This window comes from Bacillus sp. FSL K6-6540 (assembly GCF_038007545.1).
In genome coordinates, this window is record NZ_JBBOXH010000001.1 from 6,949,250 (window position 1) to 6,974,994 (window position 25,745).

General features: G+C 52.3%; 21 protein-coding genes. 15 read left to right on the forward strand and 6 right to left on the reverse strand.

Annotated elements, in window-relative coordinates:
- Positions 1-127: 127 nt before the first annotated feature.
- On the reverse strand, positions 128-1,189 hold the full coding sequence (rlmN, locus tag MHH82_RS31305; protein ID WP_015737928.1) for a 23S rRNA (adenine(2503)-C(2))-methyltransferase RlmN: 1,062 nt from the start codon (positions 1,187-1,189) through the stop codon (positions 128-130).
- A 314-nt stretch (positions 1,190-1,503) separates the two neighbouring features.
- On the opposite strand from rlmN, the gene MHH82_RS31310 reads away from it, so the two are divergent.
- The gene (locus tag MHH82_RS31310) at positions 1,504-2,985 is read left to right on the forward strand and encodes an NAD(P)/FAD-dependent oxidoreductase (protein ID WP_340969422.1); all 1,482 of its coding nucleotides are present in this window, start codon (positions 1,504-1,506) and stop codon (positions 2,983-2,985) included.
- 59 nt (positions 2,986-3,044) lie between these two features.
- A complete protein-coding gene (locus MHH82_RS31315; protein ID WP_096775714.1) occupies positions 3,045-3,650 on the forward strand; it encodes a TetR/AcrR family transcriptional regulator in 606 nt (201 codons plus the stop codon).
- A 90-nt stretch (positions 3,651-3,740) separates the two neighbouring features.
- On the opposite strand, the gene MHH82_RS31320 is transcribed toward MHH82_RS31315, so the two are convergent.
- Positions 3,741-4,700 (reverse strand): metallophosphoesterase family protein, encoded by a 960-nt coding sequence (locus MHH82_RS31320; RefSeq protein ID WP_251501033.1) that lies wholly within the window; start codon positions 4,698-4,700, stop codon positions 3,741-3,743.
- A gap of 187 nt (positions 4,701-4,887) precedes the next feature.
- On the opposite strand from MHH82_RS31320, the gene MHH82_RS31325 reads away from it, so the two are divergent.
- From MHH82_RS31325 to MHH82_RS31335, 3 genes are read left to right on the forward strand one after another with little or no spacing between them, the layout of a single operon-like run.
- Positions 4,888-5,658, forward strand: a complete 771-nt coding sequence (locus tag MHH82_RS31325; protein WP_340969426.1) for a DeoR/GlpR family DNA-binding transcription regulator — start codon at positions 4,888-4,890, stop codon at positions 5,656-5,658.
- Between the two features lie 3 nt (positions 5,659-5,661).
- Positions 5,662-6,513: a DMT family transporter gene (locus MHH82_RS31330; RefSeq protein ID WP_145039489.1), complete on the forward strand. Its 852-nt coding sequence runs from the start codon at positions 5,662-5,664 to the stop codon at positions 6,511-6,513.
- Between the two features lie 57 nt (positions 6,514-6,570).
- On the forward strand, positions 6,571-7,374 hold the full coding sequence (locus MHH82_RS31335; RefSeq protein ID WP_340969429.1) for an alkaline phosphatase family protein: 804 nt from the start codon (positions 6,571-6,573) through the stop codon (positions 7,372-7,374).
- Positions 7,375-7,395: 21 nt separating this feature from the next.
- Here MHH82_RS31335 and MHH82_RS31340 read toward each other — a convergent pair whose 3' ends face one another.
- Together MHH82_RS31340 and MHH82_RS31345 are read right to left on the reverse strand one after the other, a co-directional pair.
- On the reverse strand, positions 7,396-7,926 hold the full coding sequence (locus MHH82_RS31340) for a cysteine hydrolase family protein (RefSeq protein ID WP_096775711.1): 531 nt from the start codon (positions 7,924-7,926) through the stop codon (positions 7,396-7,398).
- A gap of 205 nt (positions 7,927-8,131) precedes the next feature.
- Complete coding sequence (locus tag MHH82_RS31345) at positions 8,132-8,611, reverse strand: MarR family winged helix-turn-helix transcriptional regulator (RefSeq protein WP_015737936.1); 480 nt, start codon at positions 8,609-8,611, stop codon at positions 8,132-8,134.
- Positions 8,612-9,095: 484 nt separating this feature from the next.
- Between MHH82_RS31345 and MHH82_RS31350 the strand changes: the two genes are divergently transcribed.
- The 5 genes from MHH82_RS31350 (at position 9,096) to MHH82_RS31370 (ending at position 16,658) form a co-directional block, all read left to right on the forward strand.
- A complete protein-coding gene (locus MHH82_RS31350; RefSeq protein WP_340969432.1) occupies positions 9,096-10,190 on the forward strand; it encodes a GntR family transcriptional regulator in 1,095 nt (364 codons plus the stop codon).
- Positions 10,191-10,225: 35 nt separating this feature from the next.
- On the forward strand, positions 10,226-12,418 hold the full coding sequence (locus MHH82_RS31355; RefSeq protein WP_015737938.1) for a GH92 family glycosyl hydrolase: 2,193 nt from the start codon (positions 10,226-10,228) through the stop codon (positions 12,416-12,418).
- Positions 12,419-12,648: 230 nt separating this feature from the next.
- Positions 12,649-14,316: a spore germination protein gene (locus MHH82_RS31360; protein WP_015737939.1), complete on the forward strand. Its 1,668-nt coding sequence runs from the start codon at positions 12,649-12,651 to the stop codon at positions 14,314-14,316.
- Between the two features lie 30 nt (positions 14,317-14,346).
- Positions 14,347-15,456 carry a spore germination protein gene (locus tag MHH82_RS31365; RefSeq protein ID WP_015737940.1) on the forward strand — a complete coding sequence of 370 codons (1,110 nt, stop codon included), beginning with the start codon at positions 14,347-14,349 and terminating at the stop codon, positions 15,454-15,456.
- Positions 15,453-16,658 (forward strand): Ger(x)C family spore germination protein, encoded by a 1,206-nt coding sequence (locus MHH82_RS31370; RefSeq protein WP_015737941.1) that lies wholly within the window; start codon positions 15,453-15,455, stop codon positions 16,656-16,658. Before MHH82_RS31365 ends, MHH82_RS31370 begins: the two co-directional genes overlap by 4 nt.
- Before the next feature lie 41 nt (positions 16,659-16,699).
- Here MHH82_RS31370 and MHH82_RS31375 read toward each other — a convergent pair whose 3' ends face one another.
- Positions 16,700-18,115 (reverse strand): hypothetical protein, encoded by a 1,416-nt coding sequence (locus MHH82_RS31375; protein WP_015737942.1) that lies wholly within the window; start codon positions 18,113-18,115, stop codon positions 16,700-16,702.
- Between the two features lie 165 nt (positions 18,116-18,280).
- On the opposite strand from MHH82_RS31375, the gene MHH82_RS31380 reads away from it, so the two are divergent.
- The 5 genes from MHH82_RS31380 (at position 18,281) to MHH82_RS31400 (ending at position 24,247) form a co-directional block, all read left to right on the forward strand.
- Positions 18,281-18,982 carry a response regulator transcription factor gene (locus tag MHH82_RS31380; RefSeq protein ID WP_015737943.1) on the forward strand — a complete coding sequence of 234 codons (702 nt, stop codon included), beginning with the start codon at positions 18,281-18,283 and terminating at the stop codon, positions 18,980-18,982.
- The gene (locus MHH82_RS31385) at positions 18,979-19,986 is read left to right on the forward strand and encodes a sensor histidine kinase (RefSeq protein WP_015737944.1); all 1,008 of its coding nucleotides are present in this window, start codon (positions 18,979-18,981) and stop codon (positions 19,984-19,986) included. Before MHH82_RS31380 ends, MHH82_RS31385 begins: the two co-directional genes overlap by 4 nt.
- Before the next feature lie 487 nt (positions 19,987-20,473).
- Positions 20,474-21,244 carry an ABC transporter ATP-binding protein gene (locus tag MHH82_RS31390; protein ID WP_015737945.1) on the forward strand — a complete coding sequence of 257 codons (771 nt, stop codon included), beginning with the start codon at positions 20,474-20,476 and terminating at the stop codon, positions 21,242-21,244.
- Complete coding sequence (locus tag MHH82_RS31395) at positions 21,219-23,150, forward strand: ABC transporter permease (protein ID WP_340969439.1); 1,932 nt, start codon at positions 21,219-21,221, stop codon at positions 23,148-23,150. The genes MHH82_RS31390 and MHH82_RS31395 overlap by 26 nt, the downstream gene beginning before the upstream one ends.
- 2 nt (positions 23,151-23,152) lie before the next feature.
- On the forward strand, positions 23,153-24,247 hold the full coding sequence (locus tag MHH82_RS31400) for a DUF418 domain-containing protein (protein ID WP_015737947.1): 1,095 nt from the start codon (positions 23,153-23,155) through the stop codon (positions 24,245-24,247).
- A gap of 132 nt (positions 24,248-24,379) precedes the next feature.
- Here the strand turns inward: MHH82_RS31400 and MHH82_RS31405 are convergent, their stop codons facing one another.
- On the reverse strand, positions 24,380-25,732 hold the full coding sequence (locus tag MHH82_RS31405; protein WP_340969442.1) for an aminotransferase-like domain-containing protein: 1,353 nt from the start codon (positions 25,730-25,732) through the stop codon (positions 24,380-24,382).
- Positions 25,733-25,745: the final 13 nt, after the last annotated feature.

Here is a 25,745-nt window from a genome sequence, read left to right on the forward strand (position 1 = left end):
GATTCGTATAGGCCACCTACCGGCCCCAATTTAAGAAGAGCATACCCATACGAATGGATACGCCCTTACTTCTCGGCAACCCATGGTGCGTTGGTAATGCCTCCAAGAGATGCCCGTTGTCTGCTTGTTACTGAGCCTTCTTGATCTGCTTGCTGCGCAGCTGTCCGCAGGCTGCGTCGATATCCGTGCCATGCTCCAGCCGCACGCTGCAGCTGATGCCCTGTTTCTTTAAGGTATCGTAAAATGCGGTGATCGATTCTTTGGTGCTGCGCTGGTACTGGCTGTGCTCATCCACCGGGTTGTACGGAATGAGGTTCACGTTCGCCAGATTGCGGCGCTCGCCCACGAGCTCGGCCAGCTCGAGCGCATGCTCCCGCTGATCGTTCACATCCTTCAGCAGAATGTACTCCAGCGTGATGCGGCGATTCGTTTTTTCCAAATAGTAATCAATCGCTGCCATCAGTTTCTCGATCGGAATCGCTTTGTTGATCTTCATGATGCGGGTCCGGATCTCGTCGTTCGGCGCATGCAGGGAAATGGCGAGATTCACGCCCAGATCGCTGTCCGCGAACTCGACGATTTTGTTAGCCAGCCCGCTGGTCGATACCGTAATATGACGAGGGCCAATCGCAAGCCCTTTATGATCCTTGATCACGCGGATGAAATCCGACATGTTCTCATAATTGTCAAAAGGCTCCCCGATCCCCATTACGACGAGATGGCTGACCCGTTCGCTGCTGCCTCTCCGATCCAAGTGAAGCTGAACCTGCATGACCTGCTCCACGATTTCCGCTGCGGACAAATCCCGGCTCTTCTTCAGCAACCCGCTGGCACAGAAGCTGCAGCCGATATTGCACCCGACCTGTGTGGTCACGCACACCGACAATCCGAATTTATGCCGCATCAATACGGTCTCGATCAGGTTGCCGTCCACCAGCTTGAACAGAAACTTAACCGTGCCGTCCAGAGACTCCTGCTTGGTATGCTCCTCCAAGGTCAGGATCGTATAATGTTCCTCGAGCAGCTGCAGACATTCCGGATGCACATCCGTCATATCGGAAAAAGACGTTACCCGCTTCCGATACAGCCATTCCCACACCTGCGTTGCCCGAAATTTTTTATGTCCACGCTCGCCTAGCCAAGCCGTCAACTGATCTAATGTTAATCCATAAATGGATGGTTTGTTCATTGATTGGTCCTCTTTCTATTCATAGTCCACTCCTTATTGTCCCAAAATTCCGAGGGGAACACAAGGGGAGTTATAGGCAATTCACGCTTCTTTGACACAAAACGGGATTGACATATCCAGGAAATCCCTTTATCTTATTATTGACTGACTGAATCAATCATAATTTAGGGAGACGGAAAGAACTACAACTTCTCGTTTATTCTTAGGGAGCTCACTCCCAGTCAGTCCGTCACCTTCGTCCAAGTCAGAAAACCAGATGGTATTTTTTCGTTTAAGATTGACTGATTAAATCAATCTACATTGGAGGTAAACAAATGAATTCCAAAGGAAAAGCCCTGATTCTTGGTGGAGGCATAGCCGGACTATTCACCGCCAACGTGTTATCGAGGCATTATGAGGAGGTGGTCATCGCCGATCGGGATGAATTTCCCGCAGGTCCGGAGAATCGAGCCGGTACGCCGCAGGCTTATCATCCCCACCGTTTTCTTGAACGCGGCAAAATGATCGTTGAACGATGGTTCCCTGGCATAACCGAGGAACTGCTTCAGCAGGGTGCTCACCCCCGAGCGCAAAAGTCCGTTAAAATGACCAACCGTTTCGGCACGCTGGAACTGCCCGATGAGCCTAATGCGGGATGCAGCCGATCCCTCCTGGAGTGGACCCTTCGCAGCAGAGTGGCCAAACTGCCAAACGTTACTCTCTTACCGAAACTGACGGCGCAACAATTGCTGTTTGACGCCGGCAAGAAGGCCGTTACCGGCGTTGTGTTCCGGGACAGGAACGTCAAGGAGCCGGCGTTCCTTCATATGAATGCGGATATCGTCGTGGATGCAAGCGGTCGCGGGTCCAAGCTGGCTGATTGGCTGCAGGACCTCGGTTATGCGATACCGGAGGCTGAACGGCTGCACATCTCTCTCGGCTATAGCACGCGGCATTATAAGGTGCCTGAGGAAATCCATGCGGCGTGGAGCACCATCGTGAACGAAGGAGACCCCGCTCTCGGCATCGGCACGGCCGTCTTCAATCCAATCGAGAATCAGCTTGCGGAGATCGTGCTGTATCGAGCGGGAGGGGCATCTTATCCGACAACCGAAAGCGATCTGTACAATCAGGAAGCCGAGAATCTATTCGGACCCGCCATCGGAAACTTGCTTGAGCAGTTGGAGCCTGTTTCGAGTCCGCGAGGCTACCGGATCGAAGAGTGCGTGAGACAGCATTTCGAGGAGATGGAGGACTGGCCCTCCGGTCTTCTAGTGCTTGGCGATGCCTTCTGCAGCTTCGATCCGATATTCGGCCAAGGCATGACGGTGGCGGCTATCCAGGCAGATACGCTGGACCGCTGCTTGCAGTCTAAGCAGGAAGGAGTCCAGCTTAAACAGGGATTCGAGCGTTCGGCACTTCAGGAGATTCAATCCGCCATAGAACCTGCATGGTGGCTTAGTGCAGCGGCCGATCTAAGATGGGCAGGCGTGAAATACGAAGGCCGCTTGTCCGCCCAAGGGTTTTCTTTTGCCCAGAGGCTGTTCGACATATGCCAGGAACTGGCCTACAGCCATCACGACATGGCCGTATTTGAGCAGTACATGATGGTCACCGGCCTGCTCGCTTCGCCTAATGATCTGTTTAATGCTAAAAGCATCACCGCCATCGTGAATGCGGATCGTTCCGGACAGGGCAACGTTTGGCTCCATCAAGCGCTGGAAGAGGCCGGCGTGCCGCTGGAGGAGCTATTGGAACAGATCATCCCCGCTTTCAATACGGAATTCCTGCCCTTAACCATGGGATTGCCCGAATAATTCAAATGCGTTATTGTGGATATCAGCAAGAGAATACCATGGTGAGGGATTGACAAGAAATGGCCCCGTTGAATGAAGAACAACTGCATCAAATACGCGACGAACGAAAAGAACAAATCATGCGAGCAGCCATCAAAGTATTCTCAAAAAGAGGTATTTTCGGAACCAAAATGAGCATGATCGCCGGCGAAGCCGGGGTCAGTCACGGCCTGCTTTATCATTACTTCAAATCCAAAGACGAGTTGTTCATTACGCTCGTACAATGGTCAATGGATGAGGCACGGCACGCGCTCTCCGACATCTATGACGTGCCCGGTACCCCTCTTGAGAAAATTACATTGCTGACCTCCATGATTCTTCAAGAGGACGATAATTCGCACTTCATGCTGATTCAGCAAGCACGCACCTCGGATGGCGTGCCGGAAGAGGCCAAACGGATTATCGAGAGCTATTCCATCCATGCCTTCGTGGATCAGCTCATGCCGCTGTTCGAAGCCGGACAGCAGGCAGGAGAGATCGCGGCTGGCGATCTGAGAGAACTGGCGGCCTGTTATTTATCCGTGCTGTCGGGATTAATGACGCTGAAGTCCCAGGAGGATCCGAGCTATGCGCCTCCTAGAGCGGAGCTGCTGCTGCGCATGCTTACGAACGGACAGGGAAAATAACGCAAACAGACACACCTCTCATGAAATGGCCAGGTTCATAACCGCCATGTTCATAAGAGGTGTGTTTGTTACTGCCGTGCGTGTCGTGTATCAGTCAGACGCCCCGGGTTCATGCTTCTCCTGCTCCCGGATCTGCGAGCCGTCGCTCAGCGTGATCCAGGTGTTGAACTGCCGCTGTCCTTCATGCAGGCGAATGACCCTTGCCCCCCGGAGCATGCCTTCGCGGCCATATGTGCCATACCCGGTCGCTCTGCCGTAGCAGAGGCGGATGCCGTGCAGTTCGCCCCAATAATCATTGATGTGATCATGTCCTGCGAACGTGCCCATTACATCCCCTCGCTCGAGCATCGCCGCGAACAGCCCGGTATTCACCTCCGGACAACATACCCTCTCAAACTTGCTGCCATAACACGTCCTCCGCTCCCACACCTCGCGATACTCCGGCAGCGGGATATGGAAAAAAGCCAATGACGGCAGCGGGTTCCCCTGATGCTTGGCGCTGTATGCCCGGGACGCCATTTCATACCACTGGATCTGGTCGCGCCGGATCCAATCGTACCCCGGAACGGCAGGGTGTTCAGATTCTCTCCCTGAGTCGAAGAAGTACAAAACGGCCGCCGTCTCTTCTCCGTTACTTCCGTATAAAGGCAGCGTATAATTCCCTACGCCATGAATATCCGGCGAGCCGTGCTCTGCGCAATTATAAGCGTGCTGCATGGCGACATCCATCAGCTCTTCGCGCGTGATCTCGCCCTCCGTATCATGGTTCCCGAATACGAAGGCCCAGCGGATTCCGCGGGACTCCACCGCAGACACGGCATCCTTGAAGGCCTGCGCCGGATCCTGGCACTTTCTATAACCGGTGTCGGCTTCGCCGGAATAAATAAGATCGCCCGTAAACACCACCAGATCGGGCTGCTCCAGGTCGAGCACCGTCTCCATGCAGCGCCGGCTCATCAGATCCTCCGGCTCCCCATTCTTCCAATGAATATCTGTAAACTGCACGATCTTGAAGGTATGATCGTCTCCGAATCGAAGAATCGGCTTCATCGCACATTGCCTCCTTTTACTTGGACATGTGGTTTTCATGTTGGTTGTTGTGGTTTTATGTGTATATTAGAGGAGGAAACGCCCCGAAGTCAATGATTTTTGTTGACATTGTCATTTATCCATCCTAATATAAGATCGATTCCACAACTTCGGTCATCATCAGTCATATATGGAGGCGAATGCATTTATGTCCGTAACCTATGAGGAGCGCAGAGGGAAGATTTTGAATCAATTAGAGCTTGAAGGCAAGGTGAAAGTCCACGCCTTGGCAGAACAGCTGGAGGTATCCGCGGAAACGATCCGGAGGGATTTGGACCGGTTAGAGAAAGAAGGCCAGCTGCGCAAGGTTTACGGCGGCGCCGTCAAATCGCGTTCCGGGCATATCGAGCCGTCCTTCACCAGCCGTACCCAGACATGCGCGGAAGAAAAAGCCGCAATCGGCAAACTCGCCGCCTCCCTTGTCAAGGATGGCGAAACCGTTCTGCTTGATAACGGGACGACCACGATTGAGGTCATGCGCTATCTTAAGGACCGGCCTCATGTCACGGTCATCACCCATTCGCTGCCTATATTGAACCTCGCGATGGAGATGTTTCAGGGGAGGATTATTTTTATCGGCGGAGATATGGACCGGACCAAGCAAGCGTCAACCGGACCTCTTACCGAAATGCTGCTGGAGCAGTTCAAGGTGAATAAAGCGTTTATCTCGGTTGGCGGGATCTCGTTAACCGATGGCATTACCGATTATGATCTGGACGAAGCTTATATCTCGCGAAAAATGCTTGCGCGTGCGGAGGAAGGCATCGTTCTGGCGGACCATACGAAGCTTGGGGTAACCACGTTCTCGAAGCTCGCCAAGCTGGATGATATCTCCATGGTCATCACGGATCAAGGATGCTCACGGGAATGGATGGATAATCTGTCCGCCCGCGGCATCGAAGTGCTCATAGGACAATAGCTGATGGAGCTGCTGTCACTGCTGCTGGTGCTGTCTTCCGGACTGACCCATGCCCTCTGGAATCTGTTTACGAAGCGAAGCATTCATAAATCGGTATTTCTGTGGTGCATCCACTCCGTCACGTTAGTCTTTCTGATGCCTTATTTTGTCGTGGAGATGTCGGGGCTGCGGTTGGAACTGCCCGTTTACGGTCTTATGCTGCTGTCCATGACCATTCAAGGCTGCTATATCACGCTGCTCTCCAAAGCCTATACCCATGGCGACATGTCTCAAGTGTATCCTTTCATGCGGGGGCTTGGCGCCATGTTGACTTCGCTGTGCAGCCTCGTGTTGTTTCATGAACAATTAAGCACGGCAGGCTATATGGGACTGAGTCTTATCATTTTTTCGCTGTTTGCTTTATCGGGTTTGAGACTCAGGGGCCAATCCAGCGTAAACCCCAAAGCCTTGTTATATGCTTGTCTGGTCGGGCTTTGCATTTCCGGATATACCTTGACCGACAAAGCCATTCTGGATGCAGGGGTCTCCCCCGTCTCGCTGATCCAGTTATCCAACATCAGTTACTTCGTCGCCCTGGTCGTTCCCGTGGTGCTGTCCAGGCAGCTGAAACGGGAATGGTCGGTGAACTGGCGCACGATTCTGCTGGGCTCCATCCTGGCACCGGGTTCATACTTGCTGTTCCTGTTTGCCATGCGGCTCACCCCGCTTGCCCATATTGCCCCGGTCCGTGAAATCAGCACGGTGTTCGGCACCGTTCTGGGCATCATCGTGCTGCGCGAACAGCAAGGCTGGCGGCGAATCGTCATGTCTGCGCTCATCACGATAGGCATCATCACGATTGCCCTATGGGGGTAGGAATCGTCTGCATGAATTCACGAAGATCAAAATGTTCATACCGAGGAGGATCTATCGATGGCTAACCGTGTCGTTATTCTTGGAATTGATGGAGCAGGCGGGTTCATTCAAAACGCGGACGCTCCGCATATTCACGCTCTGCTGAAGGCAGGAGCATACTCTTACGATGCTCAGACCGTATATCCGAGCATTAGTGCCGAATGTTGGGGCTCGTTGTTATACGGCGTAAAACCGGATCGACATGGTCTTGATAATGACCGGGCGATCCACGGAAGGATTCCGGAGGACTTCCCCTATGCCTCGCTGTTCAAGCTGGCTCGCTGGCAATGGCCGGATGCCCCCTTGTCTGCATTCAGCTGCTGGGCACCGATCAACACGGGAATCATTGAGAATACGATTAACGTTCATATGGAATCCAAACCGGACCCCGAGCTGGCGGAGGCCATCGTCGATTATATTCATCAACAGCCCGAGTTCAAGCTGATGTTCATTCAGCTGGATCACCCCGACGGCGCCGGCCACAAGCACGGATTCGCTACGGATCAGCAGCTGGAGCAAATTGCCGTAACCGATCAGTACGTAGGCATGATAGTCAAAGCACTCGAAGATCAGCAGCTGCTGGAAGACACCTGGATCCTTACGGTCACGGATCACGGCGGAGGAGGCGCACATCCTAACGATCACGGAAGTGATCACCCCATGGATATGACCATTACTTGGGGAATTACGGGCCCAGGCGTAAAGCCCGGCCTTATCGAAGCACCGATCAGCATCATGGACACGACCGTCGTCATCGGTCACGTCCTGGGACTGCCCGCTCAGGCTTGCTGGGAGGGAAAAGTGCCCGAAGGCATACTCTAACTCCAAATAAAAAGCCGGCATTTACGCGCCGGCTTCTTCTGTACAAAGGGCTTCTTCCGTTGTCTTGATGTCCGCAAACCATCTTAGCGTTGCATTCACGTGATCGATGATCTGCTGCGCCGTTAACGCCGAATTGTTCCAGGTGCTGTGGGCATCGGACACCAGCGTGACATCATAGCCCAAACTGGATGCTCTCCGGCAGGTGGTATCCACGCATAATTCGCTTTGCATGCCCGCAAGGATTACATGCTCGATGCCCTGCCTCTTCAATTCCTCCTCAAGCGTCGTATGGTAGAAGGAATCCGGTCTTGTCTTCTGAATGACGGTATCCGACATCGCAGGCGTGATCTCAGGATTAATCTTCCACGCCTCCGAACCTGCCTTCAACCCTTCGTCATTATGCTGGATGTAAATAACAGGAATGCCGCCGCTTCTCGCTTTTGCGATCAGCTGCTTGAGATTGTGGAGCAATCGGTCTCCTTCGTACACCGGATCATTTACTTGAAACATCTCATTCTGCACATCAATGACCAACAGCGCGCTCTTCTTCAACTATAACAACCTCCCGTACAGATCATAATCATCCCTTTCCATTATAGAACGTTTGTTCCCGACTTGTATATCAAAATTTGTGTCTCATTCTTAAGGAGGGAGTACCCTTCCACGCAAAAAAAGGAATCCGCTCTTAAGGGGACTCCTTATCATGGCTGATCGCCCATCCGGGTATCGCTATAAGAGCAGTGATGGTTCCTCTCCGCTACTCTTCTTCGACGCGAATCCGAGGGTTTGCCGACTTCTTCTTTAAGTTATACTGATGGAGCTTTCTCATGGTCTTGTAAAGCTGCTGTAATTCTTGGTCATCCAAAATATCAAACATGGAGGTTTGAAAATCCGACAGCAGCGGGATAATTTCTTCCAGCAAGGCTTGTCCCTTCTCGGTTAGCGAGATGTACTTCACCTTCCAATCCTGCTTGCGGACAATCAGGCCCAGCTTCTCCAGCCGTTTCACCATGTGGGAAACGCCGCCGCCGCTGATGGACAGGTATTCGGCCAGCTCCTGCTGAGATAGAGGTTGGTGGGCCATGACCTGGATCAGCACGTCGAATTGGGCAACGGTAATGCAGAAAGGCTGCAAAAACTCATTCGAGATGTGATTGCCGATCTGCTGAAACCGGGTGATCCGAATCCATGACAGCATGGCTAACCGGTTCTCCTGATGAAATCCCAATTGCTTCATTGATTCCATTGACCTCCTCTATCGTAATCACAGTCAATTTATCACTCAAATGATAAGCTGTCAAATCATGTACATAAAGCTGATACCAGCAAGCATCAAGGCTGCCAAGATGCAATATGCCAAGGGTCAGCATGATTACGGGAATAATAAATGTGCCGGATGCAGGTCCTCCGCTGAATACATACAGCTTATATTCGATATATCAAATATCCCTTATTTTTGATCAAAGGACATATCATTTAATCGATATTTCAGTGCTCATCTTCTCTATTTAGCGGCTCGGCGCACGTTTCATTCCGAAGTATAACCAGGGAGACTATCCTTATAATAACAACCATACTTTAATAACCCCGTCTGACACATATCGGGAATTCCCACTCCAGCCGCTCAACCATAACAACCGTATCATCTTATTCAAATACATCTTTAAACTTTGACATTCTTCCTGAAAAATGATATATCAAATTTAGCGAGGTGATCTCATATGGAACAAATTCCACTATATCAACATATCGTCAACGCTCTAACAGCCAAGATTGAATCCGGAGAGCTTCAGGCTGGAGACCAGCTTCCGACCGAAGCCGAGATTTCCAAGGAATATAAGGTCAGCCGGATTACATCGAAGAGAGCGCTGAACGAGCTGGAGAATGCCAAGCTGATTTACCGGATCCAGGGCAAAGGGAGCTTCGTAAGCGACGCTAAGGCTGATCACCGACCATTGAGCAAGACTGGCAAAGAGATTCTGCTGATTCTCCCGTTCGCCCATAATCCGGGACTCGGCGATTACGAGAAAGGCATCAATGAATATCTCGCAACGACCGACTATAGCTTGAACATTCAGTCCAACACGATTGTCGGGCAGCGCAAGCTGTTGGAGTCTGCGCTTCAAAGCGCCTATTCCGGATTGATCCTCTACCCGATCAGCAGCATCTCGGACCTTGGGATTCTGTATCAATATCACCTGGCAAAGTACCCGCTTGTGACGATGGACAAGTGCATTGAAGGCATCCCCTTCCTGTCGGTCGTCTCCGATAACTTTGGCGGCGGATACCAAGCCTCCAAACATCTGATCGAGAACAATCACAAAAAAATCGCCTTTATCTCCTCCTTGAAGGTAGAGAATTCCTCTTCCATCCGGGAGCGTTTTTTCGGTTACTTGAAGGCTCTGTATGATTACAGCCTGATCGATTACAGCGTCAATGACTTGACCGACCGTTACTTAACCCATGACCACGACAACGGCAGAGAATACTATATTCAGTTTCTTCAGTCCGTCGTGAACCAAGGAATTACGGGGATTGTGGCAGAGAATGACCTCATTGCGATCGAGATCATTCAAATCGCCAAGGAGTTGGGCTTGTCCGTTCCGGACGATTTCTCCGTGGTCGGTTTTGACGACATTCATCTCGCGAGCTTCGTTGAACCCAAGCTGACCACCATATCGCAGGATTTTGGACAGATGGGATATCAGGCTGCACGGAACCTCATATCCCTCATAGAGCACCCTCTGGAACACCCTCTTGAGAATGTGGTGATTCCCGTTCGGCTCATGGAACGCCAGACCGTGAAGAAGTTATAATCCGCCTATTCCTCAATAACAAAGGAGACTTTTACATGTTGAACTATGTCGATACCAGACAGGGCACCAACAATCAATATACCTTTTCCAACGGGAATGCACTCCCTTACACGGGTGTGCCGTTCGGTATGAACCACTATGTCGTGCAGACCAAAAACGAAGGAAGCTGGTTCTTCAACCCCAATGACCGGATCTTCCAAGGCATTCGCTTGACGCACCAGCCGAGCCCGTGGATGGGCGACTTCGCCCACTTCCTGATGACTCCGATCGCAGACGACAAAATCAGGGGCTCCGTCTTCACCTGCCAAAGCTCCTATCGGCCGGAGGAAGCGATATTCAAGCCTCATTATCTCAAAGTGAAGCAGCAGCGCTACAACATCACCACGGAGCTGGTACCGAGCTGCTATGGCGCGTCGCTGCGCATCAAATACAATTCCGGGCAGCAGGCTGGCCTCGTGCTAAACATCCATAACCAAAGCGAGTTTCGGGTGGATGCTGCCCAGCGCCGAATCACCGGCTATGTCAGCAACTTCGCAGACTGTCACGATAAAGGATTCCGCATGTACGTGGCCATGAGCTTCAGCAAGGACGTGGATCTCTCTGCGACCGGTTACTACGACGCCGAAGGCCAGTTCTTCCCGGAGGTCGCTTTCGTCAATGCGGACCAGCATGTCGTCATTCGCTTCAAAGACTGTGAAAGGGGCACGCTGGATGTTAAGCTGGCGACCTCTTTCATCAGCCAGGAGCAAGCGGAGCTTAATCTGACGCGCGAGCTCGACACAACCTTGGACGAACAGAAAGAATTGGCGGCGGAAGCCTGGAATCATTACCTGAACAAAATCCGGGTCACTCACCCGAACGAGGAATATATGCGCACTTTCTATACCTGCCTTTACCGCATGTTCTTGTTCCCGCAGAAGTTCTATGAGCTCGATGCCGATATGGAGCCGGTTCATTACGACACAACGGCCCGATCCGTCAAGAAGGGCGTGCTCTATACCAATAACGGCTTCTGGGATACTTACAAGACCGTATATCCGCTCTATTCCATCATCGCGCCAAAGGAATATGAGGAAATGCTGGAAGGTTTCCTGAATTCTTACCGCGAGACCGGCTTCCTGCCAAAATGGCTGTCCCCGGATGAGCGCGGACTGATGCCGGGCACGCTTATTGACGCGGTCATCGCGGATGCGGCGGCTAAGGGACTCGCCCAGCATCTGCTGCCGGAACTGCTGGAGGCCATGCTGACCGCAGCCACCACGCAGAGCGGACAGAATTGTTATGGACGTCAAGGAACGCTGGACTACATCAAGTACGGTTACGTTCCGAGCAGCTATCATGAGAGCGTAAACCACACGCTGGATTACGCATACAGCGACTACTGCATCAGCCGCGTGGCCGATGTGTTGGGCCGGTCGGACATAGCCGCGCAGTACAGACAAAGCGCGCTCAACTATCAGAATATTTTTGATGCGGAGACCGGCTTCATGCGGGCCAAAGATCAGAACGGCCAGTTCCGTCCGAATTTCAACGACACGAGCTGGGGACTCGATTATGCCGAGGGAAGCGCTTGGCAAACCAGCTTTGCCGTATTCCAGGATTTCCAAGGCTTGATCGAAGCGTATGGTTCGAAAGAACGCTTTTTCGACAAAATTACCGAATTGTGCAACAAAGCGCCAGACTTCGACGTCCGGGGCTACGGCTTTGAAATTCATGAGATGAGCGAGATGGCCGCCATCGATTATGGCCAGCTGGCGATTTCCAACCAGCCGAGCTTCCATATTCCTTATCTGTTCAACTATGTAGGGCAGCCCGCATCATCCCAGGTGATCCTCAAACAGCTGATGTCGAACCTGTTCAACAGCGGCTTTGACGGCTTCCCGGGCGACGAGGATAACGGCAGCATGTCCGGCTGGTATGTGTTCAGCTCCATGGGCTTCTATCCGGTATGTCCGGGCAGCAATGAATATGTGCTCGGCATCCCGCTGTTCGACAGCGTGAGCATTGAGCTGCCAAACGGCAAACAGATGTTGATTCATACCGACAACAACAATCCGCAGTCCAATTTCGTGGCGAACGTGCAATTGGAGGGACAGGATTACACTAAACTGTACATTACGCATGAGGATATTCTGGCAGGCAAATCCCTCGATTTCCGTCTTGGATTGGCTCCAAGCTACCGTCATTACAGTGCGGAGGAACTGCCGTTCTCGATATCGAAGAAGTAAGAGCTTCAGCTTAACTCGCATCATAAGGGCATCCATCAGGTCAGCGGCCTGGGGGATGCCTTTTTTTTGCGTATCCAGTTTTCCAGCGCAATTCGTCATCATTGGAAGGCAGACCCGTGGGTCCCCTTCTCTAATATTGAAAATACAGGAATTTTCAAGATCGCCTCGGGTAACAATACACATGATTCGCATTATGACCCAATTGCTAAGAAACTGCGGGGTGATTATCGGTGTGGTCCGTCATTGCGTCTTATATTCCGAAGTGGACGATATTTTTCCAAGCCTTTCTGCTCTTTTTTGTCCCCGTCGTGATGCTGATGTTCTCCAAATGGTTTCACAAGTCAATCAACTCAAGCTTTTCCCTAAAGCCTAACATCCCCTCTTCACCCGTGAGGGAGGATAGCGTTTCGCCAGACGCTTCCCTAACGGGACTTTACGACACGGATATCACGTCGGTTCGCCAAGCGATCGGTGACAATGCGGACGTGGAAATCAGAGAATTTACGATACGGGGCACGCGAACGCGGGCGGTCGTCGTATATGTGGACGGATTGCTGGATAGCGACCTCATCGACACCCATCTTATAAGACCCCTGATGCTGGAGGGGGTTCCGGAAACGGAGCACGACAACTTTAATGATTCGAGCGATGCCATCAAAGCCTACATCAGCAGCCAGATGCTGCCGGTATGTGAGATTAAGCATGTTCGTCAATTATTGGACCTTGTACAAGCCGTTCTTGCAGGCACGCCCTGTTTATTGGTGGATGGAATGCAAGGAGCCTTTTTGGTGGGGTCGGCGAAGGGAAAAAGCCGAAACGTAGAAGAGCCTCTATCGGAAGCCCTTCTTCGAGGTCCCCGTATCGGATTTACCGAAAGATTGTCAGACAATACAGGCCTGCTTAGGCTTCATGGAAAAAATGAAAGTCTTCAGCTCACCCGATTCGAGGTCGGAAACCGGGTAAAGAAAGATCTGGTCGTCGCCTACATGAAGGACATCGCCGACCCCAATCTGGTGGATGAAGTCGTTACGCGCATCCGGAAAATCGAAATCGACGACCCGCTGGAATCGGGATACATCGAGCAATTGATTGAAGAAAACGTCATGAGTCCTTTTCAGCAAATCCAAAATACCGAGAGACCGGACAGGGTCATCGGCGCTTTGCTGGAGGGGCGGGTAGCCATCCTTCTTGACGGCACGCCCTACGCGTTAATCGTGCCGGTCACGTTCAGCATGCTGCTCCAATCGCCTGAAGACTATTACGAGAGATGGATCTCGGGCTCCTTTGTCCGCTTATTGCGCTTTCTCTCCGCCCTTCTGGCGCTGCTGGCACCCGCACTGTACATTTCGTTTATTTCGTTTAATCCCGGGCTGATACCCACCAAGCTGGCGTTGACTATTATCGGGACGAGGCAGGGCGTGCCCTTTCCCTCGATCATCGAAGCGCTCATCATGGAGATCGCCATTGAAATTTTGCGGGAGGCCGGGATCCGGCTTCCGAAACCCATTGGACCTGCGATGGGCATCGTGGGCGGTCTGATTATTGGCGATGCTGCCGTAAATGCCGGAATTGTCAGTCCGTTTCTCGTTATTGTCGTAGCTGTAACCGCGATCTCCTCCTTCACGATCCCGGTCTACAGTGCCGGCATTACACTGCGCGTCCTCCGGTTTACCGCGATGTTCTTTGCGGCAGTGCTCGGTTTGTTCGGCGTCGTGATGTTCTTCCTTTTGCTGTGCAGTCATCTGGTCAGATTGAAGAGCTTTGGCGTGCCTTACGCAAGCCCCATGGTGCCTTACGGTATCAACGACTTGAAGGATTTCCTCATCCGCTTCCCCTTGAAGGTGATGAAGAAACGCCCCCAACTGTTAAAACCGCAGGATCCCGATCGTCGAAACTAATCATTCCAAGCACGAAATGAGGTGAGGACCATGAGCAGCTCCAGTTTACAGACCAAAGACCAAATTACCACTTCCCAGGCTGCCGTCATGATCATTAACTACATGCTGGGCGCCGGTATTCTCACGCTCCCGAGAACGACGGTAGAGGCTGCCAAAACCCCGGATGTATGGATATCCATTCTAATCTCCGGCATGATCATCATGCTGGCCGGATTCATCGTCGTGACGCTATGCCGCAGATTTCAGGGAAAAACCTATTTTCAATTCGTGCCCGAAATCACTGGTAAATGGGTGGCCTTCCTGTTGAGCTTGCTGGTCATTGCTTATCTCATTACCATTTCTGCTTTTGAAATCCGGGTGATGGCGGAAGTTACGGGGCTCTACCTGCTTGAGGGCACACCCGTATGGATCATCGTGATGACGTTTATGTGGATCGGTCTGTATTTGACCACAGGAGGGATCAACTGCATCGCCAGAATGTACGAGATCATTTTGCCCATTACGCTGTTGTTCTTCATTATTGCAATTATGCTGAGCAGCAGCATATTCGACGTCAAAAATTTAAGGCCGGTGCTTGGCTCGGGCATCATGCCCGTGCTGAAAGGGATTAAACCCTCGCTGTTATCGTTCACCGGTTACGAGATCATGTTTGTTGCCATGGCGTTCATGAAGTCGCCCAAGAAAGGCACCAAGGCTATGCTCGTCGGTATTACGGTTCCCATGGTGATCTATTTGATCACCGTCATCATGGTCATTGGCGGGCTCTCCATTCACGGCGTACAGAAGAGAACCTGGCCCACGCTGGACTTAATGCGGAGTTTCGAGATGCAGGGCTTGATATTCGAGCGCTTTGAATCCCTGCTGCTTGTCATCTGGATCATGCAAATATTCTCGACCTTTACGGTCGCGCATTACGCAGCCTCGCTAGGGCTCTCCCAGCTGCTGAAGAAGAATATACGCCCCATCCTCTTCATCATGCTTCCGGTGATCTTCCTGATCGCCATGGTGCCGAAGGATGTGTCGGAGACGTTCAAGCTGGGAGATACCGTAGGTTATATGTCGATATATTTATTCGGAGGACTGCCACTCATCCTATTATTGATCAGTAAGGCCCGCAAGAAAGGGGGGAAGCCGAAATGAACAGATATAAACGATGCGTGTCGATAGTAACGGCCAGCGTCCTGCTGCTGCTGACAACCGGATGCTGGAGCAGCAACGAGATCGAGGATGTCAGCGTCTATGTAGGTTTAGGACTGGATGCAGCGAATGAATCCCGATTCGAACGGGAGATCAACCAACAAGGGGCATCTTACCCCAAAAGGAAAGTGCTGACGGCGACGGTCCAGATCGTGCCCCCGATTACGAGCAAGAGCGAGAAACAAGGCGGATCCAGCTCGTCACCCCCAAGCAAGGCCTACCTGAATGAACAATTAACGGGAGATTCCCTTATTCAGATCTTCCGCCAATTTGCTCTGCGACGAGACCGTCCGCTGATCGGCCATCATCTCAAGGTCATCGTCGTTTCAAGCGAACTCGCCAAACGGTACAGCCTAGAGCAGATCCTTGATTTTATTCTCCGCGATAATGATATCCGCCCCAGCTGCATGGTGGTGGTGAGCCACCGGAGTGCACTTGAAGCATTGAGCTCCACCGAGCCCGGGGAAATTCCCGCTTTCTACTTGATGGGACTTGTGGACAACCGATATCGTTCCAACAAAATCCTTCCCCCGATGTCACTCATAAAGCTGGATAGCACCATGCAGTCGGGAGAGAGCTTCCTGCTGCAAAATGTCGTTACCGCGCAAAGCGAGCATAAATTCTCGGGTGCCGCCGTATTCAAAGGCAACACCAAGAAATTTATCGGGGAACTAAGCCAATATGATCTTGAAGGCTTATCCTGGATCAAGGAGGACGTGAAGGGAGGGGCGCTGAAAACGTACGCGCATAAAACCGGACATACCGTTATTTATGAGCCCAAGAATTCCCACAGCACCATTATCCCCAAGATTCAGGGAGACGAAATATCATTTCATATCAAGGTCCGTTCGGAAGGCAGATTAATTGAGGATTGGAGCTTTCCGGAGATTCCCACAACCGAGCAATATATGAGAGAGTTGGAACGACTGTTTGAAGAAGAAGCCCGTAAACAGATCGAACAGGTTCTGGATAAAATGCAGCATGTCTATCATGTAGACGTTGGGGGCTTTGCCGATCAGATCCGAATCAAATATCCAAAATTGTGGAAAAAAGTAGAGAAGGATTGGGATGAAACCTTTAGCCATATCCCAATTACGTATGAAGTCGACATGAAGATCACGGACTTCGGTTCCTCAACGGATTAAAGAGCGCTGACGCAATACCGTCAGCGCTCTTTTGCCTTGGCTTACACCAGAAACATTGCTACGACCGTGGTAACGGCAAGGCCCAGCAGCACCGGCTTCAGATTCCGTCTTGCCAGTTCGAACGGGCTGACCCCGCAGATGGCGGCGGCCGGAATCAGTGCCCACGGAATGAGCGTCCCGCCGCCTACCCAGATGGCGGCAACCTGGCCGAGCGCGGTCAGGGTAGCCGCCCCTGAGCCGATGGCCGTGGCAAACAACTGCGCGATCGAGCCGGCGAGCGATATGCCGGAGAAGCCCGAACCGTCCAGACCCGTAATGGCACCGGTGATCGTCAACGTCACCGAACCCACGGCGCCGTTCAGCGGTACTGCATTCGCAAGGGCAACCCCCAGGTCGTTCACGATCCCATGGGATGCTTCCGGAAGCACTTTGCCGAACAGATCGCTGAACGCAGCATCCCCCAGATAGAAGAAAGCCGCAATGGGAATGACGGGACCGAACACCTTAAATCCGAACATGAAGCCCTCAATCAAATACGAGGTGACCTTCTCCAAACCGCGGTTGCGATGAGCGACCAGCGCAATGACGCCGAGGATCAGGACGGCTGTTCCGCCTACCAGGGCCGTCGCATCTCCGCCTTGCAGCTTCAAGATGAACATGGCCGCGACGTCTGCCGCGAACAGGAGCAGGATCGCGATGGCCAGCCATTTTTTCATGCCGGGAGAAACGGCTGCAACGGTATCATCCTCATCGGTACGCGTGGTCAGCGCGTCTCCCGTGCTTTTGATGGAGACCAATCCATCCCTCCAGCTGCCATTGCGCTGATCTCTCTTCATCATCCAAAATGCCGCCACCGTCGTCACCAGCCCCATCACGATCACGAGCGGCACACTCGCGGCCATGACGCTGGCTACAGGCAATCCGGCTGCATCGGCAGTCAATTTAGGCGCGCCTTGAATGATATAATCTCCCGATAGCGCGATGCCGTGCCCGAACAGATTCATCGCCACGGCTGCTCCCAGGGCAGGCAAGCCGACCCGGATGGCAACGGGAAGCAGGACCGCTCCGATCAACGCCACCGCCGGTGACGGCCAGAAGAAAAAGGAGGTGACCATCATGATGATCCCGATGCCCCAGTAAGCCATAGCCGGAGTTCGGAGAAAACGGGTTAACGGGGCTACCATCGTCTCGTTGATCCCCGTCTTGATCAAGACCCGGCTCATCGCCACGATAATGGAAATAATCATGATCGTGCCCATCAGCTCTTTGGTCGCGTAGATAAATGAATTAAATACGCCGGAGACCGAGCCGCTCAGCGTCTCCGTTGCCAGAATGCCAAGCGCGAATATTCCGGTAATGCAAACCAGCGTCGTATCGCGCCGCCGGATCAACAGCGTCATGATCAATACGATAAACGCCAGGTAAACCCAGTGAATCGCGGTTAGATGAATTCCCATATGAAGCCACGCCCTTTCCCAGGCAGCAGGTTTTGTGTGACTACATCTTATGCATGGGCCTGGGCAAGGGTTCATGACCCGTACTTATCATACGCTTACGGATCTCCGGGAAGGGTGTGGTATAGTGAATGCAAGCCCCTGCTTTGCGTTAAAGGAGTTGATGACATGTATACCATTCTGATTGTGGAAGACGATGAACGAATCGCGGATAAACTAAGGTCAGCGATCTCCAAATATGATTTCAACGTACGGATTATCGAAGATTTCAACCGCGTGATGGACATTTTTGCGGAGACGAAGCCGGATCTGGTTCTGCTGGACGTCAATCTGCCGAAATACGACGGATTCTACTGGTGCCGGCAAATCCGCACCCAATCCCACTGCCCGATCATCTTCATCTCGGCACGCGACAGCGGCATGGACCAGATCATGGCGCTCGAAAACGGGGCCGATGATTATATTACGAAGCCGTTTGACATGGAGCTTGTCCTGGCCAAAGTCCGCAGCCACCTGCGCCGCGCGGTCGGCGCCTATGCCTCCGGCCAGGAGGAGGAGCCTACCGTTGAAAGCGCCGGCCTCCTCCTGTATCCCGAGCGACTCCTCGTGACCTATGGAGACCGTTCGGCCGAGTTAACTCAGAAGGAAGCTGCCCTGCTGACGATGCTCATGGAAAAAGACGGCCGCGTGGTCAGCCGCGAGCGGCTCCTGGACCTAATGTGGGAAGATCAGCACTTCATTGACGACAATACGTTGAATGTTTATATTACGAGGGTTCGCCGCAAGCTTCGTGAACTCGGAGCCGGGGATCTCATCGAAACCGTCCGGGGAGCAGGCTACCGGTTCATGACAGGCAAGGAGACCCTATGAAACTTTTTTTGAGGGAGCACCTCCCGCTCATGCTGTTTTTTGCCGTTCAAATGCTGCTTGTCCCCCTGCTGTACTGGCTTACCGGTGAAGGCAGACCCTTTACTGTCGTACTATACGGGGTACTGTTGAGCAGCGTCGTGCTGCTGGTCTATCTGGTGTACCGGTATCTCTCTCATCGCACGATGTATCAAGAGCTTTCCAGCCAGGAACTTTCGGAGGAGTTCTCCAATCCTCCTCTGGGCGATGCGCCGCTGCCGGAAGCGATCCACGAGCGGATCAGCCATTATGAACGCTTATACCGGGAACAGCTGCATCGGCATCAAAGCGGAACCGACCAGCATCTGGCCTTCGTCAACCGCTGGGTTCATCAGATGAAGACCCCGCTGTCGGTGATTCAATTAACGCTCGATGAAGTCGAAGAAGCACCCGCCGAACATATACGGGAAGAGCTTGAACGAATACGCAAAGGCCTCGAAATGGTGCTCTATACCGCACGCCTGGACCGGTTCGAGCAGGACTTCGCGGTAGAAGCCGTCGGACTCCGTGCCGCGGTCAGCGAATCCGTCGTGGAGAACCGAAAGCTATTCATTCGCAAAGGGATTACCCCGGTGTTTCGCATCGATGATCGGATCTCCGTCTACACGGATGCCAAATGGTTTCGATTTATGCTGGGTCAAATTCTGACAAACGCCGTGAACTACTCCGGCAGCCCCGGCAAGAAGATTCAATTCACTGCAGAAGAAGCAGGGAAACACATCAAACTTCGTATCCGCGATGAGGGGATCGGCATTGCACCGGAGGACATCAACCGGGTATTCCATCCCTACTTCACCGGCGAGCGCGGCCGGCAATATCATGAATCCACCGGCATGGGCCTGTATCTAGTCCGTGAAATCGCCCATAAGCTTGACCATTCCGTCGAACTGGAATCCACGCTCGGTGAGGGAACCACCGTTATCTTAACGCTGCGCACTGCAGCAATCCAAGGCACATCTTTTTCATAGGTGTGCCTTATTTTCATGGGGCGGTTAAGCTTAAACTTCATGCCGGCATCTCAGGATACGAACAGAATATGCGAACATAACCTTATGGCAGATGTAAGCTCCGTTTCACCTAAATCCATAGCAGGAGCATGTCGGTATGCGGTAGAGTTAGGCTACACTGAGAGGTTGTTCAAAAAATTCGCCTTTTGATAAGAAAACCAATCGAGGCCAATCAAGGATGAGCGACCGCGATTCAAAGGTAGGTTTTCTTGCGATATAGAATTTCATCAGCTCTGCTGATAACGAATAAATTCTATATCTAACACGAAGGGAGTCAAGAAGTAACTTGGCATCGAATCTTGAATTCAGCCGGGCCTTCCGGTGCTCACGTACCCAAAACGTACGCTCCGCTCCTCACTCCCTAGTTTCATCCAACCTTCTCGGTGCTGAAAATCCGACTTTTTGAACTCGCACAATAACAAGGTTATAGAAAGGAGCCTATGGATTTATGGATATTCTTGAAGTAAAGGCTTTAAACAAAGTATATGCGGGCAAAGTGGCGACACAAGCTCTTACCGATATTCATCTCACCATCAAAGAAGGAGAATTCGTCGGCATCATGGGGCCATCCGGCAGCGGCAAAACCACCCTGCTGAACATGGTATCCACCATCGATCGCCCCAGCTCGGGCGAGGTCAAGATCGGGGGAAGCAATCCTTACGCCATGAAAAAAAGCGAGCTTGCCCATTTCCGCCGCAGACAGCTCGGCTTTGTGTTCCAGGATTTCAATCTGCTCGACACGCTAACGGTTGCCGAGAATATCGTGCTCCCGCTTACGCTGGACCGCCGTCCACTAAAGGACATGGAATCGCTGCTGCAGCAAACCGCTTCGCGGCTTGGCATCCGGGAAATTCTGAATAAACGCGTGTACGAAATTTCGGGGGGCCAAAGGCAACGCACCGCGATTGCCCGGGCGATCATCGGCTCGCCCCTGTTACTGCTTGCGGATGAGCCTACGGGAGCGCTCGATTCCAACTCCTCTCGGATCGTGATGGAGTCGCTCGCCGAGATCAATGAGCGGGATCGTACCACTTTAATGCTGGTTACGCATGATCCCCTGGCCGCAAGCTATTGCAACCGCATCGTTTTTATTAAAGACGGCAAGCTTGCCGCCGAGATTCACCGCGGAGAGAACCGGCAGGCCTTTTTCCAAAAAATCATCGATACGCTATCGTTCTGGGGAGGGAATACAAGTGAGCTTTCCTCAATTCGCGTTTAATAACGTCCGGCGGAATGCTCGCCAATACTTCGCTTACCTGCTGAGCAGCTCATTCATGGTCATGATTTTCTTTACGTACGCGGTATTCATCTACCATCCGGCCATCGAGAATTCGCCCATGGGCGCGATGACGCGTACGGGAATGACGATTGCCACGGTGATCGTCTATGTGTTTGCCTTCTTGTTCGTTCTGTATTCGATCAGCGTATTCCTGAAGTCGAGAAATCGGGAATTCGGCATTCTGACGATTCTGGGAGCGGAAGCCAAACAGATCAATTGGCTGATTTTCCTGGAGAACATTCTGATTGGCGCCATTGCCATCGTAACGGGCATCGCCAGCGGAATGCTGTTATCCAAGGTGTTCCTGCTCATCAGCACCAAGGTGATCGATATGGACGAGCTGCCATTCTATTGGCCGGTCAAAGCGATGCTGCTGACCGCAGGTGCGTTCGCTGCGCTGTTTCTCGTCATTTCGCTCTTTACCTTGTTATTTATCCGGAAGAATCAAGTTCTGGAGCTTCTCAAAGGCACCAGCAAACCGAAAACCGAACCGAAAGCCAATCTGTTCCTGGCCCTCTTGGGCGTGGTGCTGCTTACCATCGGCTTTACCGTCCTTCGTGTCAAAGCGTTAGACCCTGCGGGATTGATAATCGCTGCGGCAACCGGAATTATGGGCACGTATTTCTTCTACTCCCAGCTATCCGTGTGGATTGTCCGCATGCTGCAGCGAAATCGCAGGACCACCTGGAAAGGAACAAACCTGCTGTGGATTTCCGAAATGAGTTACAAGATTAAGGATAATGCCCGCATGCTGTTTCTGGTCACGGTTGTGGTAGCGCTGGCTTCCATGAGCACCGGATTCGTACTGGCCATGCAGCAATCGATCAAATCGGTATATTTGGATAACCCGTACGCGCTTAGCTACAGCTACTATAACAATGACGACGAGACTAAGGTGCAGGACGAATTGGCCCTGATTGAAAATCGTCTGCAAATAGAAGGGCTGGAGTATAAACGGGCGGAGGTCGGAACCATCTACTATCGCTTGTCAGCGAATGGGGAGGACTCCTTACACATCATGCCGCAATCCCAATACGACCGTTTGGCTGCTATGTTGAATACCAAGCCGGCCGGGACACTCGGCGAGAATGAAGCCTTATTGACGGAAACCCCGAATGCAGCGAGGAAGAGTAAAGGGAAGCTAACGGAAGCAGATATCGAACTATCCGGCCAACCCTACTCCTTCATCTTGGAAAACCGCACAGACCGGATTGCGGCTCTGGTATATAGCGGCAGGTTGCTGGTCGTTACGGACACCATGTTTGAAGAGCTGAAGGGCGGGAACAAAGCAAATAAAATCAGTGTGAATCATACGTATCCGTTTATTCTTCCCGATTCCCAAGGACTCCCCGAGAAGGATGATCCCGAAACCAAGCTCGGCCTTGAGCTGTCGGAGTGGAACGGAAGTGCAATCAGAGAAGGTTATATAGAATCCAGGGCGGAGAACTATTACGTCAATAAACAGGGATTTGCGTTATTCAGCTTTATCGGGGTGTTTGTCACCCTGATCTTCTCGATCTCAACCGCAAGCTTCCTGTATTTCAAACTGCATACAGAGCTTTCGGCCGATCAGGCGATGTACCGTTCCCTGTCCAAGATCGGACTCAGCGCGCGAGAGATGAACATCTCCGCAACCATACAGATTGCCGTGCTATTCTTTATTCCCATCCTTGTTGCAGCCCTGCAGTCCTTGGTCGTGCTCGACCCGATTCTAGGCTACCTGGATGTCCCGAATGTAAACGGACCTGTAATGGCAGCCTCATCGGCATTCTTAGCCGCCCAAATGATATATTTCCTGATCGCCAGAGCCCGTTATATTAAATCCGTGAACAGGATGATGGTGTGATCATGCATGCAGGACAACACGACGCTGCGACTCGGTATCGCCCTGCCCTTGAAAAGACACGCTTGCACTTTTTGGACCAATTCAGGGGGTTTGCCCTCCTTGGACTGCCGTTTGTCAACGTGTTGGGACTCTGGCTCATCGACACACCCGAAACGGCAGCTGATTATTGGCTCCAGCGAGGACTTAACTTTTTTGTGGAAGCCCGATTTTATACCATCTTCACGTTTCTGTTCGGACTTGGATTCTACATGTTTCTATCACGAAGCGCTACAATGGGCGGAAAGCCAAGACTTCGGCTGTATATTCGCCGGTTAGCGATTCTGGTGCTGATCGGCTTCATCCATCAGCAGTATCAATCGGGGGAAGCATTATTCTATTATGCGGTTGTTGGCCTGCTTACGGTTCCTCTCTACTGGGCTCCGCGGAGGGTTAACCTTCTCATCGGATTGGCGGGGTTTGTTCTGGCGGCCGTTACGGGCGTCAAACTCCTCACCATCCCTTTCCTGATCGTATTAGGTCTAGCTGCTGGCCAATATCGATTACTTGATGCGATCAACAAGGGATTAAGATTAAGATTACGCTCGTTGCGCATGATTTGGATACCGTCTCTGTTAGGAACGATTTTGGCCATCGGTATCATGTGGTGGGTAGCGCCTTCCGAGCCGATGCCATCGTTTCTGTTCGAGGTAGCAGGCGAGTCGCCGTCGCCAACCATGGAAGCCGCCTTCACTCTGGCACATATCGGGGTGGCGACAGGCCCTCTCGTATCCGTATTTTATCTAAGCTCTCTCTTAATGCTTGGACGTACCCGCGTAGGTGCGAAGATGCTGTATCCGTTACAGGCATACGGGCGCATGGCGCTTACCAACTACATTGGGCAAACCGTCTTTCTGGTAGGCATTCAGCGCTTCATGCTGAACACCACACCGACGACTTATGCCGTGTCCTCGCTCGTTTCCCTGGGGATTGTGATATTTCAGATCATAGCCAGCCAAGTGTGGATGCGTTGGTTCCAATATGGACCTTTGGAATGGTTGTGGCGATGCGGTACCTATTGGACCCTCGTGCCGATTCGCAAACAAACAGGAGACCTATAGGTCCCCTGTTTTTTGGTTTGTCTTTGCCCGATGACGGAATCGATGATAATCCTTAATTTCGGAAGCAGCCGTGCTGCAAGGTTTTCCAAGTATTCTCCCCACGCTGCTGCCCAGCTTGATCCGCCATTCCTTCTACCTCATCCGCCGCTCTAAACGCCGTATTTCCTCCTCGATCACAATCATACCCGCCTCGATTCGGGGTTTCTCCACCCCGATGATACATAACCGAATCCGGTCATTGCCCTGATTCTCAGGCAGCAGATGTTGATCCACGTTCGTAACCGAGATACCTCTCTGCAGCAAGCGATCCTGAAGTGCGGATGCCTTTACATACTGGGGCAGCCGGATGGTGATGAACACGCCGGAGGAGGGGCACGTATAGTGAATGCCGCTGCCGAAGACACGGGCACATACCTCGATGGCATAGCGCATCTTCTCCCGGTAATGCTCCCGGATGCGGGCTGCATGGCGTTTGTACATGCCGCTCTTGATATAAAGTTCAAGCGCGCCTTGGGAGAGGATCGGCGACGATATGTCTGCGGCGTTTTTATGCCTAATAAACGGATCCAACAGCCGATCCGGAAGAAGGACGGCGCCCATTCGAATGCCTGGCAGGATCGTCTTCGAGAAGCTTTTGACATAGATGACATGGTCCGACTGATCCAGTGCGTACAAAGGGTCTGCCTTCGAATCCTCCTCCAGGTCCGCCAGATAATCGTCCTCCACGATATAGACATCATACTGCCGGGCGAGATCCGCGATACGCCTCTTCTGCTCCAGCGAATACGAGGTGCCTAACGGGTTGAGGAATCGCGGCACCGTGTAGAACAGCTTGATCTGTCCGCTGCGAAAATAAGACTCCAGCACCTCCAGGTCGATACCATGCTCATCCCGATGGATGCCCATCACCGGACAGCCTGCAACGTGCGCCGCCGCCAAGAAACCGAAATACGTCGGCTGCTCCACCAGGACCGCCCGTCCCTCGCCCGGGAAAGGCATGCGCGTCAGGATCGAGAAGGCCTGCTGAGCCCCGGTCACCACAGCGATCTGATCAGGTTTAGCGAACATTTGCTGCGCGTGGAAATACCTGCTCAGTTCGTTCCTTAACGAAAAGATCCCCTGTGGATCGGTGTAACCGAACAGTTCCTCCTTGTATAAGGAAATCGCCTTACGCAGGCAGTGCTCCATCTCCTGAAACGGCAAAAAATCGCCCCGGGGCGTCGTTGAGGCGAAATCAATCGGCCCGCTTTCCGTCCGCGCAGAGGCTCGGCCCCTCCCCTCCACGAGATAGTATCCGCTTTTGGGCACCGGGTAAATGATATCATCGCGCTCCAAGGTCTGATACGCACGAACGACCGTATTGGGACTGCAGGAGAACATTTTGGCCAAGGCTCTGACCGATGGCAGCTTATGACCTGATCGGATATGCCCCCTCTCCACTTCACGGATCATATGGGCAACAATTTGTTCGTGCTTCGTGTCCATCCCGCTTATCCCC